The 16,747-nt window shown below is 71.0% G+C and carries 17 protein-coding genes and 2 pseudogenes; 18 read left to right on the top strand and 1 reads right to left on the bottom strand.

The genetic code is table 11. From position 1 onward, the window contains the following. Nucleotides 1-7: 7 nt before the first annotated feature. The 18 genes and pseudogenes from KYY02_RS12890 to KYY02_RS12805 form a co-directional block, all read left to right on the top strand. Complete coding sequence (locus KYY02_RS12890; protein WP_371238050.1) at nt 8-1,009, top strand: fumarylacetoacetate hydrolase family protein; 1,002 nt, start codon at nt 8-10, stop codon at nt 1,007-1,009. Further along, nucleotides 1,006-1,998, top strand: coding sequence for a cyclase family protein (locus KYY02_RS12885; RefSeq protein ID WP_371238049.1), 993 nt, complete (start codon nt 1,006-1,008; stop codon nt 1,996-1,998). Before KYY02_RS12890 ends, KYY02_RS12885 begins: the two co-directional genes overlap by 4 nt. A 24-nt stretch (nt 1,999-2,022) precedes the next feature. After that, nucleotides 2,023-3,153: an FAD-dependent oxidoreductase gene (locus KYY02_RS12880; protein ID WP_371238048.1), complete on the top strand. Its 1,131-nt coding sequence runs from the start codon at nt 2,023-2,025 to the stop codon at nt 3,151-3,153. Further along, the gene (locus KYY02_RS12875) at nt 3,150-4,157 is read left to right on the top strand and encodes an amidohydrolase family protein (RefSeq protein ID WP_371238047.1); all 1,008 of its coding nucleotides are present in this window, start codon (nt 3,150-3,152) and stop codon (nt 4,155-4,157) included. The genes KYY02_RS12880 and KYY02_RS12875 overlap by 4 nt, the downstream gene beginning before the upstream one ends. A 23-nt stretch (nt 4,158-4,180) precedes the next feature. Beyond that, on the top strand, nt 4,181-5,119 hold the full coding sequence (locus KYY02_RS12870) for a VOC family protein (RefSeq protein ID WP_371238046.1): 939 nt from the start codon (nt 4,181-4,183) through the stop codon (nt 5,117-5,119). Nucleotides 5,120-5,454: 335 nt separating this feature from the next. After that, nucleotides 5,455-5,994 (top strand): MBL fold metallo-hydrolase, encoded by a 540-nt coding sequence (locus KYY02_RS12865; RefSeq protein WP_371238045.1) that lies wholly within the window; start codon nt 5,455-5,457, stop codon nt 5,992-5,994. Further along, nucleotides 5,991-6,311 carry a hypothetical protein gene (locus KYY02_RS12860; protein ID WP_371238044.1) on the top strand — a complete coding sequence of 107 codons (321 nt, stop codon included), beginning with the start codon at nt 5,991-5,993 and terminating at the stop codon, nt 6,309-6,311. The genes KYY02_RS12865 and KYY02_RS12860 overlap by 4 nt, the downstream gene beginning before the upstream one ends. Nucleotides 6,312-6,334: 23 nt before the next feature. Next, on the top strand, nt 6,335-7,306 hold the full coding sequence (locus KYY02_RS12855) for a fumarylacetoacetate hydrolase family protein (RefSeq protein ID WP_371238043.1): 972 nt from the start codon (nt 6,335-6,337) through the stop codon (nt 7,304-7,306). After that, nucleotides 7,303-8,097: an SDR family NAD(P)-dependent oxidoreductase gene (locus KYY02_RS12850; protein ID WP_371238042.1), complete on the top strand. Its 795-nt coding sequence runs from the start codon at nt 7,303-7,305 to the stop codon at nt 8,095-8,097. The genes KYY02_RS12855 and KYY02_RS12850 overlap by 4 nt, the downstream gene beginning before the upstream one ends. Before the next feature lie 14 nt (nt 8,098-8,111). Further along, a pseudogene (locus tag KYY02_RS12845) lies at nt 8,112-8,865 on the top strand (CoA transferase subunit A). Then, nucleotides 8,865-9,515, top strand: a complete 651-nt coding sequence (locus KYY02_RS12840; RefSeq protein WP_371238041.1) for a CoA transferase subunit B — start codon at nt 8,865-8,867, stop codon at nt 9,513-9,515. Before KYY02_RS12845 ends, KYY02_RS12840 begins: the two are co-directional and overlap by 1 nt. A gap of 203 nt (nt 9,516-9,718) precedes the next feature. Then, entirely contained in the window at nt 9,719-10,927 is a 1,209-nt protein-coding gene (locus KYY02_RS12835) for an FAD-dependent monooxygenase (RefSeq protein ID WP_371238040.1), read from the top strand. Between the two features lie 23 nt (nt 10,928-10,950). Then, complete coding sequence (locus KYY02_RS12830; RefSeq protein ID WP_371238039.1) at nt 10,951-11,991, top strand: cupin domain-containing protein; 1,041 nt, start codon at nt 10,951-10,953, stop codon at nt 11,989-11,991. A gap of 33 nt (nt 11,992-12,024) precedes the next feature. Continuing rightward, nucleotides 12,025-12,894 (top strand): fumarylacetoacetate hydrolase family protein, encoded by an 870-nt coding sequence (locus tag KYY02_RS12825; protein WP_371238038.1) that lies wholly within the window; start codon nt 12,025-12,027, stop codon nt 12,892-12,894. A gap of 102 nt (nt 12,895-12,996) precedes the next feature. Then, nucleotides 12,997-13,446, top strand: a complete 450-nt coding sequence (locus KYY02_RS12820; RefSeq protein ID WP_371238037.1) for a MarR family winged helix-turn-helix transcriptional regulator — start codon at nt 12,997-12,999, stop codon at nt 13,444-13,446. A 108-nt stretch (nt 13,447-13,554) separates the two neighbouring features. Next, the gene (locus KYY02_RS12815; RefSeq protein WP_371238036.1) at nt 13,555-14,121 is read left to right on the top strand and encodes an IclR family transcriptional regulator; all 567 of its coding nucleotides are present in this window, start codon (nt 13,555-13,557) and stop codon (nt 14,119-14,121) included. Further along, nucleotides 14,067-14,366 (top strand): IclR family transcriptional regulator domain-containing protein, encoded by a 300-nt coding sequence (locus KYY02_RS12810; RefSeq protein WP_371238035.1) that lies wholly within the window; start codon nt 14,067-14,069, stop codon nt 14,364-14,366. The genes KYY02_RS12815 and KYY02_RS12810 overlap by 55 nt, the downstream gene beginning before the upstream one ends. 615 nt (nt 14,367-14,981) lie before the next feature. Further along, nucleotides 14,982-15,093: pseudogene (locus KYY02_RS12805) on the top strand (IS5/IS1182 family transposase); the annotation flags it as partial. Between the two features lie 202 nt (nt 15,094-15,295). Here KYY02_RS12805 and KYY02_RS12800 read toward each other — a convergent pair. Further along, the gene (locus KYY02_RS12800; protein ID WP_371238034.1) at nt 15,296-16,597 is read right to left on the bottom strand and encodes an ABC transporter substrate-binding protein; all 1,302 of its coding nucleotides are present in this window, start codon (nt 16,595-16,597) and stop codon (nt 15,296-15,298) included. Between the last annotated feature and the right edge of the window lie 150 nt (nt 16,598-16,747).

The following is a 16,747-nucleotide window of genomic DNA, read 5'->3' as shown; positions in this document are numbered from 1 at the left end:
GGAGGACATGTCCGTGAAACCTGCACCCTCGTCCGCGCTGTTCGCAGGACCCTTCGCCCTCGGCACCCTCTCGGCCCCGGACGGGCCGGCCTTCCCTGCCCTCGTCACGCCTGACGCCCAGGTGCTCGACCTGCGCGTCGCCTTCGGCGACGACCGGCTGACCACCCGGAGCCTCCTGGAGAGCTGGGAGTCGGCGCTGCCGCGGCTGCGGACGCTGGCCGCCGACGGCGGGCCGGGGCGCAGGCCGCTGGCGGACTTCCGGGTGCACGCGCCGGTCGAGCCGCGCCAGGTGTTCCAGTCGGGGGCGAACTACCGGCAGCACGTGATCGATCTGCACGTGGCCCACCGCGCCCCGGGCGACGACCGGCCCGTGAAGGAGCGGCGCGCCGAGGCAGCGAAGATCATGGACCGGCGGGCGGCCGAGGACCTGCCGTACGTGTTCCTCGGCCTGCCGAGCGCGATCACGGGCCCCTACGACGACGTCGTCCTCCCCGCGTGGGCCGAGCAGCCGGACTGGGAGCTGGAACTGGCGGCCGTGATCGGCCGGCCCGCCCACCGGGTCTCCGTGGAAGAGGCGCTGGACTGCGTGGCGGGGTACACGATCGCCAACGACCTCACCGACCGCGCCACCGTCTTCCGCCGGGACATGCCGCAGATCGGCACCGACTGGCTGCGCAGCAAGAACGCGCCCGGCTTCACCCCGCTCGGCCCCTGGATCGTGCCCGCCGCATCGATCGCGCACCCCGACGACCTGCGCCTCACGCTGAAGCTGAACGGCGAGACCATGCAGGACGAGTCCACCAAGGACATGATCTTCGATGTCGCCCGCATGGTGGCGTACGCCTCGCAGACCGCCCGGCTCCTGCCCGGCGACCTGGTGCTGACCGGTTCACCGGCCGGCAACGGCATGCACTGGGGACGGCTGCTGCGCGACGGCGACGTCATGGACGGCTCCATCACCGGGCTCGGCGCCCAGCGCACCCGCTGCGTGGCGGAGGCGGCGTCATGACGCCGGACCGCCACGACCCCGAGGGCGCGATCGCCGAGGCCGCCAAGGCGTTCTCCAACTGGGGGCGTTGGGGCGAGGACGACCGGCTCGGCACCCTCAACTTCCTGGACGAGGGCAAGCGCCGTGAGGGCGCGGCGCTGGTACGGCGGGGCGTCAGCTTCTCGCTCTCCCAGCGGTTCGACATGAACGGCCCGCAGAAGGGCTGGCGGCGGCGCACCAACCCGGTGCACACCATGCTGGACACCGGCACCGACGCGGCCCTCGGCCACCAGGGGTTCCCGCACGGCCTCGGCGGCGCGGACGACGTGATCACGATGCCGCTGCAGTGCTCCACGCAGTGGGACGGGCTCGGGCACATCTTCGACCACGGCAAGGCGTGGAACGGCCGCCCCGCAGAGAAGGTCGTCACCTCCGAGGGCGACCTGGTCACCGGCATCGAGCACATGGCCTCACACGTCGCTGGGCGCGCTGTACTGCTCGATGTGGGCCGCGTCGTGGGTGAGGACGGCGAGCTGCCCGACGGGTTCGCGATCACCGAGGAGCACCTGACCGCCGCCGCCGAGGCGCACGGGGTGAGCGTCGGACGCGGGGACGTCGTCGTCGTACGGACCGGGCAGCTCGCCCGGGTCCGCCGATGGGGGTCCCCCCACGCCGAAGGCAGTGGGGGAGGCTGGGGCGACTACGCCGGCGGCCCCGCACCCGGGCTGTCGTTCACCACGGCCGGCTGGCTGCACCGTACGGAGATCGCCGCGATCGCCACCGACACCTGGGGCTTCGAGGTCCGGCCGAACGAGTTCGAGAACGCCTTCCAGCCGCTGCACCAGGTGGCCCTCCCGAACATCGGCCTGCTGATCGGCGAGATGTGGGACCTGGAGGCGCTCGCCGAGGACTGCGCCGAGGACGGCAGGTACGACTTCTGGCTCACCGCCGCTCCCCTGCCCATCACCGGCGCGGTCGGCTCCCCCGTCAACCCGATCGCCGTCAAGTAACCAGCGGAACGAAGGAGTTCCCCTATGAGCACACCCCGCACGGTCCTCGTCGTCGGCGGCGGCGCGGCCGGCAACGCCGTCACCGTCCTGCTGCGCAGGGCCGGTCTGACCGTGGACCTGATCGAGGTCAGGACCGACTGGAACGTCACCGCCGGCTCCGGCATCACCCTCCAGGGCAACGCCCTGCGCGTCCTGCGGGAACTCGGTGTGTGGGAAGAGGTGGAGGAATCCGGCTACGGCTTCGGCTCCGTCGGCATCACCGCCCCCGACGGCACCGTCCTGCACGCGCAGGACGACCTGCGCACCGGCGGCGACGACCTCCCCGCCACCGTCGGCATGCAGCGCCCGCAACTTCAGCAGATCCTCATCGGGGCCGTGCGGGCCAGTGGCGCGTCGGTCCGCCTGGGCACCACCGCCGAGATCCTGGACCAGGACGGCGAGGGCGTCTCCGTCCGCCTCAGCGACGGCACCGAGAGCCGCTACGACCTGGTGATCGCCGCCGACGGACTGGGCTCCACCACGCGGGCGGCGATCGGCATCACGGCGAAGCCCGAGCCCACCGGCATGGCCATCTGGCGCGTCGCCGCACCCCGGCCCGCCGGCGTGACCCGCACCGACCTCGCCTACGGCGGCCCGGCCTACATCGCCGGCTACTGCCCCACCAGCGACACCACCCTCTACGCCTACGTCGTCGAGGCCAACCGCGACCGCGCCTCCATACCCCCGGAGTCGTACGCCGACGAGATGCGCCGCCTGGCCTCCTCCTACGGCGGCTTCTGGCCGGAGATCACCGAGCACATCACCGACCCCGCGAAGGTCAACTACACCTGGTTCGACCGCATGCTGGTCGAGGGCTCCTGGCACCGCGGCCGAGTCGTGCTCATCGGCGACGCCGCGCACTGCTGCCCACCCACCCTCGCCCAGGGCGCCGCCCTGTCGATGGAGGACGCCTGGGTGCTGGCGCAGATGCTGACCACCGCGGACACCTGGGACGACGCATTGCTCCAGGCCTACCACGAGCGGCGGATCGCCCGCGTCCGGCCGGTCGTGGAGGCGTCCGTGCAGATCGGGCAGTGGCAGCTCGACGGCGTCCGCGACGCCGACGTGCCCGGGCTGATGGCCCGCACCATGACGATGCTCCGGGAGCTGCCGTGAGCACGGCCCCCACCGTCGACGTGCACGCCCACATCCTGCTCCCCGAGATCGAGGCGCTCGTGTCCGGTCTGCCGGGCCACGACGCGGCCAAGGAGCTGGACGCCCGGCGCAACGGTCCCGCAGCCCTCGCCGTCAGCGGTCCCATGGTCCGCGAGCGCATCCTGAAGCTGACCGACGTCACCGTGCGCCTGAAGTCGATGGACGCCCAGGGCGTGGACGTCCAACTGGTCAGTCCCTCGCCCTCGCACTACCACTACTGGGTGGACGAGGAGACGGCCGAGAAGGTGTACCGGACCGCCAACGAGGCGACGGCGGCGCACTGTTCGGCCGTCCCGGACCGGCTGCGCGGGCTCGGCCTGGTACCGCTCCAGCACCCGGACCTGGCGGTCCGTGCCCTGGACCACGCCCTGGAGCAGGGACTGGCCGGGGTGGAGATCTCCAGCCACGCCCCCGGCCGGGAACTTTCCGACCCCGCGTACGAGCCGTTCTGGACACGGGCCGAGGAGACCGGCGCGATCCTCTTCCTGCACCCCTTCGGCTGCACCCTGGACGAGCGGCTGGACCGGTGGTACCTGTCCAACACGGTCGGCCAGCCGGTGGAGAACGCCGTCGCACTGTCCCATCTGATCTTCTCCGGGGTCCTCGACCGGCACCCGGGGCTGAAGGTGATCGCCGCACACGGCGGCGGTTACCTGCCCACCCACATCGGCCGCAGCGACCACGCCTGGTCGGCCCGCTCCGACGCCGGCGCGGGCTGCGCACACCTGCCCAGCAGCTACCTGAAGCGCCTGTACTTCGACTCCCTCGTCCACGACCCGCACGTGCTGCGGGAGCTGGTCCGGGCCGCGGGGGCCGACCGGGTGCTGCTCGGCTCCGACTTCCCCTTCGACATGGGCGCCGAGGACCCCGTCGGTGCCCTGCGCGCCGCACGACTGCCCGAGGACGACTTCGACGCCGTCCGCGGCCGGAACGCCGCCGCCCTGCTCGACCTCACCCTCATCTGAGGAGGAAGAAAGGTATGGAACCCATGAGCACACGCCTGCTCACCCACCTGCGGCACGTCGACCTCGCCGTGCCCGACTACGACAAGCAGCTCGACTTCTACTCCGGCGTCTGGGGCCTGACCAAGGTCGCCGAGGACGCCGGCATCTCCTTCCTGGCCGCCGAGGGCTCCCCGGAGCAGTACGTCGTACGGCTGCGCAAGGCCGACGACAAGCGCCTCGACCTCGTCTCCTACGGTGCCGCGAGCGCGGCCGACGTCGACACCCTCGCCGAGCGCCTGCTGGCCGGCGGTGTGCGGTTGATCTCCCGGCCGGGGAAGGTCGAGACCCCCGGCGGCGGTTACGGCTTCCGCTTCTTCGACGTCGACGGCCGCACCGTCGAGGTCTCCGCCGACGTCGAGGTCAGGCAGCACCGCAGGATCGAGGAGAAGGAGTCCGTCCCGGTCAAGCTCTCCCACGTCGTGCTCAACTCCCCCGACCTGAACCGCACCCGCGAGTGGTACGAGCGTCACCTCGGCTTCGCGCTGTCGGACACCCTCAGCTCGCCGCACATGGGCGAGGTCATGCACTTCATGCGGATCAGCAACCAGCACCACTCGATGGCCCTCGCCAAGGGCCCGTACACGTCCCTGCACCACATCTCCTTCGAGATGCGCGGCATCGACGAGTACATGCGCGGCTCCGGACGCGTCATCCGCGCCGGGTACCAGAAGATCTGGGGTCCGGGCCGGCACATGGCCGGGGACAACACCTTCACCTACTTCCTCGACCCGCACGGCAACACCGTCGAGTACACCACCGAGCTGGAACTCCTCGACGAGGACACCTGGCACCCCCACGTCTACGACTTCTCCCAGCCGGAGGTCACCGACCAGTGGGGCACCGCCAACCCCATGAACGAACTCGTCGCCAAGGAGTCGTTCAACGACCCCGACCGCGGCGTCTTCGTCGCCCCGCCGGTCTGATCCATCCCCCTCGCACCGGGGACGCGGCAGTGGTGTCCACGCCCTGACTCGTACCGCCGCGCCCCGGCCCCTCCCTCCCCTGGCTCCCCCACGGCTCCGCATCAACGACGATCGAAGGAACCGCCCGATGCCCCCTCGCACGACCCCGCTGTCCCGCCGCGGTCTGCTGGCCGGCGGCGCGGCCGCCACCGCCCTCGCGGTCACCCCGCAGGCCGCCGCGGCGCCCCACACCGAGGCACGGAAGGGTCACGGCCGAAGAACCGCACAGTGGTACATCTGCTGGGCACGGCGGGCGGCCCCCCGCCGTACGGCGAGCGCATGGGCACGCCTCCGCCGTGACCGTCGGCGGCGAGACCTACCTGGTGGACTGCGGCCGGGGCGCGGTGACCCAGTACCTGCGGGCGGGGCTGTCCATGCCGTCGCTCAAGGGCATCCTCCTCACCCATCTGCACGCCGACCACATCGTGGACTACTTCGGCTTCCCGCTGCTGTGCGCCGGTGTGATGCCGTCCCAGCCCGGGCCCGGCGGCACGGCGGGTATGGGGTCCGGGGCCGAGCGACACGGTCACCCCGGGCCCCGTCACCCCCGAGCGGCCCGCGCCGGGCATCGCCGAGACCACCCACCGCGCGAACGCCGCCTTCGCCGCATCCACCAACGTCTTCGCCGCCGAGGGCTTCGGCATCGACCCCGTGTCCGTGCTCGACGTGACTGGGCTGTCGGCGCGGCCCGGCACGGTGGTGACCGTCCTGGAGACCGCCACCGTGAAGGTGACGGCGACCAGGGCCCCGCACGGCAACATGTCCCCCGCGTACGCCTACCGGTTCGACACCGCAGACGGCTCCGTCGTCTTCTCCGGCGACACCAGCCGCAGTGACGACCTCATTCGTCCTGGCCCGCGGTTGCGACCTGCTGGTCCACGAGGCCGTCGATGCCGCATGGTTCGAGAAGCAGGGTCTGCCCACCACCGTCGTCGAGCACATGCGCGAGGTCCACACCGACGTCGCCGAGGTGGGCGGGATCGCCGCCGCCGCGGGGGCGCGCCAGGTGGTCCTCAGCCACCTCGCACCGGCCGACCCGACCCGGTTCCCCGCACGTGAGTGGGCTGCGGCGGCCCGTGCCTCCGCCCGGACGGCCGGCTACCGGGGCCGCGTGACCGTGGGCCACGACCTCATGCGCATTCCCCTCGACTGACCACCCTCCACAGGAGCCGCACCATGCGTTTCGCCGCTTACGAACACCGGCACCGCCACCGGGTGGCCGTCGTGGAGGACGACGGCACTCTCCTCCCACTGCCCGGCGTCATCTCGCTCACCGCGCTGCTCGCCGAGACCGACGGCCTGCCCGGGCTGCTCGCCGCCGGCCGGGCGGCGCTCGACGTCCCGCCCGGTCCGCACGTCTCCGAGGTGCGGCTGCTGCCTCCGGTACGGCCTACGTCGGTACGGGACTTCGTCACCTTCGAGGAGCACGTCGAAGGAGTGCGCCGCGCCGTGGAGGGAACCGGCGGCGTACCGGAGCAGTGGTACGCGGCGCCGACCTTCTACTTCACCAACCCGCACGCGGTCTACGGCCACGGGGACGACATCCCGGTGCCGCCCGGTTCGGATGTGCTGGACTTCGAGCTGGAGGTGGGTGCGGTGATCGGACGTGAGGGCCGCGACCTCACTCCCGAGCAGGCCCGCGACCACATCGTCGGCTACACCGTGTTCAACGACTGGTCCGCGCGCGACCTGCAGGGCGTGGAGATGAAGGTCGGCCTCGGCCCCTGCAAGGGCAAGGACACCGCCACCACCCTCGGCCCCTGCCTCGTCACCGCGGATGAGCTGGAGCCGTACCGGGACGACGAGGGTTTCCTGCGCTTGGCGCTGACCGCCGAGGTCAACGGCGAGAAGGTCGGCGAGGATCTGCTGTCCAACATGAGCTGGACCTTCGAGGAGATGACCGCCTACGCCTCCCGCGGCACCCGTGTCGTACCAGGTGACGTCCTCGGCTCGGGCACCTGCGGCAACGGCGGCTGCCTGGCCGAACTGTGGGGCAGGCGCGGCGAGCAGTCGCCGCCACCGCTGAAGTCCGGTGACACCGTATCCCTCACGGTGGAGGGCATCGGCACCCTCACCAACACCGTCGTCCCCGGCGTCGAGCCCGTCCTCCTGCCGTCCGGCCGACGTCGCAGCCGGGAGCGGCCGTGAGCGACCTGCACCCCAGGAGGCTGCTGGGCAAGGTCGTCGTCGTCACGGGCGCCGCCCGGGGCCAGGGCCGGGCGGCGGCCCTGCGCTTCGCCGCCGGGGGCGCGCTGGTCGTCGGCGGCGACCTGCTGCACGAGGAGGCCCTGGAGACCCAGCGGCTGATCGCCTGTGAGGGCGGCACGATCCTCACACCCGGCCCCTTGGACGTCACCGACGAGGACTCCGTGCGGTCCTGGACCGAGGAGGCCGTCGACGCCTTCGGCGGCGTCGACATCGTCTACGCCAACGCCGGTGCCGTCCGCTTCGGCGCAATCGGAAGCCAGGCCTACGAGGACTTCGCCTTCACGGTGCGCGCCGAACTGGACTCGGTGTGGCTGACCGTCCGGGCGTCCTGGCCGCATCTGGTCCGCAGCCGCGGCTGCGTACTGACCGTCGGCTCGACCGCCGGCCTGGCCGGCTCCCTCACCGCCCCGCGCACCGCGCACTCGGCGTCCAAGGGCGCGGTGATCGCGCTGACCAGGCAGCTCGCCGCGGAGGGCGCCCCGCACGGCGTACGCGTCAACTGCGTCAGCCCCGGAATGATCGACACCGACGGCTCGCGCGCCCACCTGCTCGCCGACGACCACCCGATGCGCGCCGTCGGCCGTCACATCCCGCTCGGCCGGGTCGGGCTTCCCGACGACGTGGCCGACGCCGCCGTTTTCCTGGCCTCGGACGAGGCCGCCTACGTCACCGGCGCCAACCTCGTAGTCGACGGCGGGTGGTCCACCGTCCTGCCCGGCGCCCCCACCTGAAAGGAGACCCGCACGTGAACAAGGTCCGCGCCGGCGCCGCCGAGGCGGTCGCCGACATCCCCGACGGCGCCTCGCTCGCCGTCGGCGGCTTCGGTCTCTCCGGCGTCCCCGCTGCCCTCATCGACGCCGTGTACGCGCAGGGCACGACCGGTCTGGAGGTCGTCTCCAACAACTGCGGCGTGGACGGCCGTGGTCTCGGCGTCCTCCTCGCCGCCGGCCGCATCGCCCGCGTCACCGGCTCCTACGTCGGTGAGAACAAGGAGTTCGCCCGCCAGTACCTGGCCGGTGAACTGGAGGTGGAACTGACCCCGCAGGGCACCCTCGCCGAACGGCTGCGGGCCGGCGGCGCGGGCATCCCCGCCTTCTACACGCCGGCGGGCGTCGGCACCCAGGTGGCGACGGGCGGGCTGCCCTGGCGGTACGCGCCCGACGGAACGGTCGCCGTCGCCTCGCCGCCCAAGGAGACCCGTGACTTCGCGGGCCGCACACACGTCCTGGAGCACGGCATCACCACCGATTACGCCCTCGTACGGGCCTGGCGCGGCGACCGGCAGGGCAACCTCGTCTTCCGCAAGGCCGCCGCCAACTTCAACCCCCTGGCCGCCATGGCCGGCCGCGTCACGATCGCCGAGGTGGAGGAACTCGTCGAACCCGGCGAACTGGCCCCGGACGAAATCCACCTGCCCGGCCTACGTCCAGCGGGTCGTACCGCTCAGCCCCGAGCAGGCCGCCGACAAACCCATTGAGAAGAGGACGGTAAGCAACTGATGGCCTGGACCCGCGACCAGATGGCCGCCCGCGCCGCCGCCGAGCTCACCGACGGCTCCTACGTCAACCTCGGCATCGGCCTGCCCACCCTCATACCCGGCCACCTCCCGCCCGACGTCCACGTCGTCCTGCACTCCGAGAACGGCATCCTCGGCACCGGCCCCTACCCCACCGCGGCGGAGGTCGACCCCGACCTGATCAACGCGGGCAAGGAGACCGTCACCGTGCTGCCCGGAGCGAGCTTTTTCGACTCCGCGCTCTCCTTCGGCATGATCCGCGGCGGCCACATCGACACCGCCGTGCTCGGCGCCATGCAGGTCTCCGCGGCCGGCGATCTCGCCAACTGGATGATCCCCGGCAAGATGGTCAAGGGCATGGGCGGTGCCATGGACCTGGTGCACGGCGCCCGCCGCGTCATCGTCCTCATGGAGCACACCGCCAAGGACGGATCCCCGAAGATCCTCGACGACTGCACCCTCCCCCTCACCGGCGAGCGGTGCGTCCACCGGATCATCACCGACCTCGGCGTCCTCGACGTCACCGCCGACGGCCTCGCCCTCGTCGAAACCGCCCCCCACGTCACCGTCGAGGACATCACCGCCCGCACCGACGCATCCATACGTCTGGACAGTTGCACGGCCGCCTGCTGAACACGCGCCCCGGCGCTCCACGAGGTCGGCGCGCGCCGTACCGGCCCTTTGCACGACGCAGACCATTGACATCGGGGTGACACCTCCGCAACATAATCAGCACACCAATGATTGGTCTACTGACCATGAGGGACGTGCCGGTGTCCGCCGTCCCCGCTCCCCGGTGCCCTCCACTCCCTTCCACACCAGGAGGCCAAGTGCCCGTGACCACTGACCCCCTTCACATCGCCGTGATCGGCGGCGGCATCGGCGGACTGGCCGCGGCCCTGGCGATCGCCCGCTCCGGGCACACCGTGACGCTCGTGGAACGGGCCGCCCGGTTCGGCGAGATCGGCGCCGGGCTGCAACTCGCCCCGAACGCCTCCCTCGCTCTCGAGGAACTCGGCGTCCTTCAGGCCGTCCGGCGCACCGCGGTCGTACCGCCCGCCCTGGTGATGATGGACGCACTGACGGGACATCAGATCACGTCGCTGGACCTCCGCAGCACGGCCTACACCAAGCGTTTCACCCACCCCTACCTGGTCACGCACCGGACGGATCTCCACTCCGCGCTCCTGACCGCCTGCCAGGAACAGCCTTCCGTCACGCTGCGCACCGCACACACCGTCACCCGCGTCGACCAGGACGAATCCGGCGTCCGGCTGCACTTCGCCGAGTCCCCGACGGTCCTGACCGCGGACGCGGTCGTCGCCGCGGACGGCCTCCACTCACGCCTGCGCCGGATACTGGTGGACGACGGCGATCCGGTCTGCTCCCGCTACGTCGCGTTCCGCGGCGCCCTGCCCACCGAGAAGATGACCGGCCGCATGTCCCAGCACGCCGCCTCGGAAGCGGTGATGGTCTGGGCAGGTCCCCGCATGCACCTGGTGCAGTACCCCGTACGCCGCGGCGAGCTGTACAACCAGGTCGCCGTCTTCGAGAGCGACCACTACACACCGGACTCGGACGACTGGGGCACCGAGGCCGAACTCGAGGAGCGCTTCGCCGGAACCTGCCAGGCCGTGCGCGACGCCCTCCCGCTGGTCGCTCGTGACCGGCGCTGGCCGCTGTACGACCGGCTGCCCGTCGCCGACTGGGTGCACGGCCGGATCGTGCTGCTCGGCGACGCCGCCCACCCCATGCTGCAGTACCTGGCCCAGGGTGCCTGCCAGGCACTGGAGGACGCGGTGGCCCTGGGGAACGCGCTGGGACAGTTCACCGACCCCACCGAAGCCTTCCACGCGTACGCCGACCGGCGCCGGGAACGGGCGGCGCTGATCCAGACCAGCGCCCGCCGCTTCGGCGAGATCTGTCATCTGGAGGGCATGGGGGCCACCCTGCGCACCATGCTGCTCTCGTCCCGCAGGGCCGACGACTTCGACGACATCTCCTGGGTGTGGACGCCGTCCGCGGCCACCGTTCCCACCCCCTGAAACCGCGACCGCAGGAGGACACCATGACGACCGACGACCTCGCCTACAAGGCTCTGGAGGGCGCGGGGGCCGCGCCGCTGTGGCGCTTCTACGGCAACCTGTTCCCCGCCCAGCCCAAGAGCCGCGCCGTGCCCTACCGCTGGAGCTGGCAGGAGCTGCGTCCGCACCTGCTGCACTTCTCCGGGACGCTCTCGCTGGAGGAGGCCGAACGCCGGGTGCTGATGCTGGTCAACCCCGGCCTGACCGACCCGCCGGCCACCGTCAACACCCTGTACGCCGGACTGCAGATCATTCTGCCCGGCGAGACCGCGCAGGCCCACCGGCACACCTCCAACGCCTTCCGCTTCGTCCTCGAGGGCGACGGCGCGTGGACGACCGTCAACGGCGAGCGCGTCTTCATGGCCCCGGGCGACCTGCTGCTCACTCCCGGCTGGCACTGGCACGACCACACCCACGAGGGCGACGCGCCGATGATCTGGCTCGACGCGCTCGACTACCCGCTCGTCAACGCGCTGGAGGCCGGCTTCTACGAGCAGTACCCGCAGCGACTCCAGCCGGTCACCCGGCCCGACGACGCGGGCAGCCGCCAGTTCCTGCACGGCCGGCTCAACCCCGCCTGGCTCAGCCAGGACGGGCCGAACTCCCCCGTGACGCGCTACACATGGGAGGAGACCCGACGTGCCCTGGAAGCGGTCGCCGACACCGCCGAAGGCAGCGACGTCGACGGCATCGTCCTGGAGTACACCAACCCCTGGACGGGCGGACCTGTCATGCCCACCATCGGCTGCCGCGTCCAGCGGCTGCGCCCCGGTTTCCAGGGCGCGGGGCGCCGGCACACGGCCTCGACCGTCTTCAGCGTCGTCCGCGGCGAGGGCGCCACGATCGTGGACGGCGAGCGGCTGGAGTGGTCCGAGCACGACACCTTCGCCGTGCCCGGCTGGGCGTCCTACCGGCATCTGAACACCTCGTCCTCACACGACGCCGTGCTCTTCTCCTACAGCGACGAGCCCGTCATGCGCTCCCTTGGCCTCTACCGCACCGAAGACGCCGACCCCGGCGCCTGATCCGCCACTCCCCCGACACCTCACAAGGAGACCATGATGCGTCTGGCCCTGTTCAACAAGGGGCGCCTCGGACTCATCGACGGCGACGACCTCGTCGACGTGACCGAACAGCTAGCCGGCCCCGGCAACCCCGGCCCCGCCGGAGCGCTCCAGCAGTACATCGAGGCAACGGCCCGCGACGACGCCGGGCACCTCGACCTCACCGGCCGCCCGCGCGTCCCGCTCACCGAGGCGGATCTGGAAGCCCCGCTCCCCCGCCCCGGCAAGATCATCGGTGCGCCGGTCAACTACCTCGACCACAAGGCCGAGATGGAGTACACCACCTCCATCGCCGACCTCGGCGTCTTCCTCAAGGCCAACTCGTCGGTCATCGGCCCGGACCAGGACATCCTGCTGCCCTACACCGACAAGCGCACCGACCAGGAAGGCGAACTGGGCGTGGTCATCGGACGCACCGCCAGCCACGTCAGCGCGGACGACGCGCTGGACCACGTCTTCGGCTACACCTGCGTGCTGGACATCACCGTCCGCTCCGGTGAGGACCGATCCACCCGGAAATCGTTCGACACCTTCACCCCCATCGGCCCGTGGATCGTCACCGCGGACGAGGTACCCGACCCGGACTCCCTCGACCTGCGCTGCGACGTCGGGGGCGTCACCCGCCAGGAGACCAACACGGCGGACCTGATCTTCGGTGTCCGCGAGCTGATCGCCTACACCTCCTCCGTCATGACGCTGCACCCCGGTGACGTGATCGCCACCGGTACGCCGGCCGGTGTGGGGCCGCTCGGCCACGGTGACCGCGTCGTCCTGGAGATCGAGCGGGTCGGCCGGCTGGAAGTGGGCGTCGACGGTTCCCGGGCCGTCCCCTACGAGCAGCGCCCCGGCCGCCGGGCCCGCTGACGGCCCCGCGGCGCGCGGTGGTGCCGCGCACTCATAAACTCCCGGGTGGGCCGACCGGCCCGCCCGGGAGGCAGCACCCGGGCCGCGGACGAACGGAGCACTGTGGCGCGCGCACTGGACCTGCACAACTACATCGGACATCTGATCCGGCGCGCGGAGCAGGTGCACACCGCGCTGTGGTTCCGGCACGTCTCCCGGGAGATCACCTCCCAGCAGTTCGCCGTCCTCAACGCCCTGCGCCGGGAACCCGGCATCGACCAGCGCACCCTCGCCGACCGGACGTCACTGGACCGCTCCACGGTCAACCAGATGGTCCGCCGACTGACCGAGCAGCACTACGTCAGCCAGGTACGGGACGAGACGGATCGCAGGCGGACGCTGCTGGAGCTGACCGACGAAGGAGCCGAGCTGCTCGACGCCCTGATCCCTTCGGCGGAACGGGTCAACGAGCAGCTTTTGATGTCGCTGTCGGAGAGCGAGCGTCCCCTGGCCACGGGCGTTCTCCGCAAGATCGCGTCCATGGACGACGAGTCCCCCGACGGCGAGGCGTGAGGGCCCGGGCAGTGAACCGGTCCGGACTCGGCCGGTCCCGCCCCTTGCCGCCCTGCGGCACCAGAACTCACCTGGCCGCCGGTCCAGGGTCGACGAAGGAGTCACGCCTTGGCTCAACGCCCCCTCCCCGCCCCGACTCCGCCCGGACAACGGCAGCATCCGAATCCCCGGGGCCCCGGAACCGGTCCCGTCATCGGCCGGGCCCTGCAGATCCTCGGGGCCTTCACCGCCCAGCACTCGCACCTGTCCTTGAGCGACCTGGCCCGCAGGGCGGACCTGCCCGTCTCCACCGTGCACCGCATGCTGGGAGAACTCCTCGCCTGGGGAGCACTGGAACGGGACGAACAGGGGCGTTACCGGGTGGGCCTGCGGCTGTGGGAGGTCGGAGTCCTGGCCCCGCGCACCCAAGGGCTGCGTGAACGGGCACTGCCCCACCTGGAGGCTCTCTCCGCCCTCACGCGCGAGAACGTGCAGCTGGCCGTCCGTGACGGCTCCGAAGTCGTCTTCGTGGAACACATCCGTGCCGGCGGCGCCGTGCCCACGCTGACCCGCGTGGGCGGGCGGCCCGCCGTCACGGCGTCCGCCACAGGGCTGGTCCTGCTCGCCCATGCCCCGGCCCGGTGCAGGACGACGCCCTGCGGGCCCCCATCCGGCGCCACACCGACTTCACGCTGACCGACGGCGCCCTGCTCCGGTGGGTTCTCGCCCAGGTACGCACCTACGGGTACGCGGTGAGCGACCGCCAACTGTCCGTCGACACACTGTCCGTGGCGGCACCGGTCACCACCGCGGCAGGCGAGGTGGCGGCAGCCGTCTCCGTCGTCGTCCGGCACGGATCGACGTCCGTGACAGCACTGGCCGACCTGGTCCGCCGTACCGGCCGGGCCATCTCCCGGGCACTCGGCCCGCCCGTCGCCTGAACGGCGTCCGCCGGCGACAATTCGTTTCCCGGTATGCGGGAAAACACCTGGTTACCGCGCCTCGTCACTCGCACCATGACTGCGCCGACGGCCGGAGCGTCCGTTCCGCTCCGGGCTCCGCCGGCTACACCGCAGTCGACAACGGAGGGCTGTCATGCGCCAGTTCCCCGATCGCCGTGCCCCCCGACGAGGTGACCGATGAACGTCCCCTTGAGAGAGGCCCTGGACAACGGGCCCATGAGCCGTTTCCAGTGGAGCGCGATCGCCATCTGCGCACTCCTCAACACCCTTGACGGATTCGACGTGCTCGTCATGTCCTTCACCGGAAAGACGGTGTCCGGGGAATGGAACCTGGACTCCGGCACCCTGGGACTCCTCCTCAGCAGCGGACTGGTCGGCATGGCCCTGGGTGCTCTCCTCGTCGCTCCCCGGGCGGACCGGGTCGGCAGAAGGCCCGTCATCCTGGCCGGCCGCACACCTCCACCGTCCCGGAGACCTCACGGCGTTCCGGCACTACCTCGACTCGCGGGACCTGACCTGGGAATGCTGGTGGAGGCAGGGCAGATGAGCCCAAGCCCCAAGCCCCCCGACGGATCCGCTCAGTGCCTGAGCCCAAAGGGGCGGCTGACAGGACAGAACCCGACCGACCGCGGCAAGAAAGGCGGCGAGAATCCATCTCGTCGTCGACCGCCGCGGCCTACCACTGCCCACCGGCCTCTCGGCCGCCACGGCATCCCATGGTCATCGGCATGTACTCGCGCCGGGTGGTGGATCGGTCCAGGGCTGACCACATGCGTTCCGGCCTCGCGGTTCCTGCACTCGATGCGGCGCATGGGGTGGTGCCCCGTTCGTTTCCGCTGAGAAGACCTGCTGTCGGCGGGGGCGGCTCACGGTGATATGCGAGGAGGCTCGTGCGCCGCCCCGGCCGGTCACTGGGCGGCCAGCGCCTCCTGGACGGTCTGCATGAACTGCTCGGGCTTCATGCTCCCGCTCACCAGGCTCGCCGCGTTGGTCTGGGACACGGTGGTGGCCTTGGTGCCGAACAGGGCCTCGAACCACAGCACGTTCTGCTTCGAGGAGCTGATGGTGTCGCGGACCTGGGTGGTGACCTCGTTGGCGTCCTTCACCTCCGTGTTCACCTTGAAGCCGGAGATGGAGCCGTGGTCCTTCAGGGCGGTGCTGCCGTAGTTCTTCGCGATGCAGGACACCCAGTCACCGGTCTTCTCGTCGAAGGACTTGGCGGACAGGGCGATGCCCAGACCCACGTTGGAGGGGTACTGGTCGACCGAGCCCTTACCGCCGGAGACGGCCGGGAAGGGCATGAAGCCGACGTTCTCGGCGCCGACCTTGTTCTGCTTGTCGTCGGAGATGTTCGCCAGCGCCCAGCTGCCCATGTAGAACATGGCGGCCTCGCCGTTCAGGAACTGGTTCATCGCGGTGTCGTAGTCGATGGAGCCGACGCCCTTGCCGAAGTAGCCCTTCCCGCCCAGCGCGGCGACCTCCTCGGCCGCCTTCACGTACTCCGGGTCGGTCAGCTTCGCCTTGCCGCCGGCAACGTCCTCCATGGCGTACGGACCGAGACTGCGGTACAGGTAACCGCTGATCAGCCGGGTCAGCGGCCAGCCCTGCTGACCGGAGGCGGAGAACGGCTGGACGCCCAGACCCTCCAGCTTCGCCGCGGCCGCCACCAACTCCTCCCACGTGTCCGGCACTTCCAGTCCGTTGTCAGCGAATATCTTCTTGTTGTAGAAGATCCCCTCGACGTTGTACTCGTACGGCAGCACCTGCAGCTCGCCGCCGTACAGCGCCTTGATCGTGGAAACGGCGGCCGGCTCCAGATGGCTGATGGCTTTGAGGCTGAGCTGCTCCTCCAGGTCGGCGACCTTGCCCGAATCGGCCAACTGCCGAGTCAAGGAGGGGGCGTTGCCCGCCGCGAACTGCACCGGCAGCGCGTCCTGGCCGGCCAGCAGCTGCAGCTTCTGGTCCAGGCTCGCCTGGGGCACGGTCTCCACCTTCAGCGGCAGGGCCTCGTTCGCCGTCCTGCACACCCCCTTCGACAGCGTGGTCAAGGTGTTCTTGACGGTGGTGTTCTCAGTGGCGCTCAGGTAACTGAAGTCCTCCGGCGCGGCCGAGGAACCGCCGCTGCCGCCGCAGGCGGTGACGAGCAACGCCAGTGAGGCGGTCCCGGCGGTGAACAGGCTCGGCCGCGTACGAGGCGTACGAATGGACACTGAGGACTCCCAGGTGGTGTTGCAGAAGAAGGCGAAGTGACGGTCAAGCAGGGCCAGGGGCAGTAAGCAGGCCCGGCGAACAGCACGAGGAGAACGCGTAAAACGTTCTCTACGGTGAGTGAACAACACCCTGCACTTCGGCCAAGCGGC

The sequence above is a fragment of the Streptomyces pimonensis genome (assembly GCF_041380215.1).
Lineage (GTDB): Bacteria > Actinomycetota > Actinomycetes > Streptomycetales > Streptomycetaceae > Streptomyces > Streptomyces pimonensis.
The sequence above is the reverse complement of the archived record's forward strand: the minus strand, read 5'-3'. Positions and strand labels throughout refer to the sequence as shown.

Excerpts from the sequence above, each read along its gene's own strand:
- KYY02_RS12890 (WP_371238050.1), top strand. The coding sequence starts at position 8 with ATGTCCGTGAAACCTGCACCCTCGTCCGCGCTGTTCGCAGGACCCTTC.
- KYY02_RS12885 (WP_371238049.1), top strand. The coding sequence starts at position 1,006 with ATGACGCCGGACCGCCACGACCCCGAGGGCGCGATCGCCGAGGCCGCC.
- KYY02_RS12880 (WP_371238048.1), top strand. The coding sequence starts at position 2,023 with ATGAGCACACCCCGCACGGTCCTCGTCGTCGGCGGCGGCGCGGCCGGC.
- KYY02_RS12870 (WP_371238046.1), top strand. The coding sequence starts at position 4,181 with ATGAGCACACGCCTGCTCACCCACCTGCGGCACGTCGACCTCGCCGTG.
- KYY02_RS12855 (WP_371238043.1), top strand. The coding sequence starts at position 6,335 with ATGCGTTTCGCCGCTTACGAACACCGGCACCGCCACCGGGTGGCCGTC.
- KYY02_RS12840 (WP_371238041.1), top strand. The coding sequence starts at position 8,865 with ATGGCCTGGACCCGCGACCAGATGGCCGCCCGCGCCGCCGCCGAGCTC.
- KYY02_RS12830 (WP_371238039.1), top strand. The coding sequence starts at position 10,951 with ATGACGACCGACGACCTCGCCTACAAGGCTCTGGAGGGCGCGGGGGCC.
- KYY02_RS12825 (WP_371238038.1), top strand. The coding sequence starts at position 12,025 with ATGATGCGTCTGGCCCTGTTCAACAAGGGGCGCCTCGGACTCATCGAC.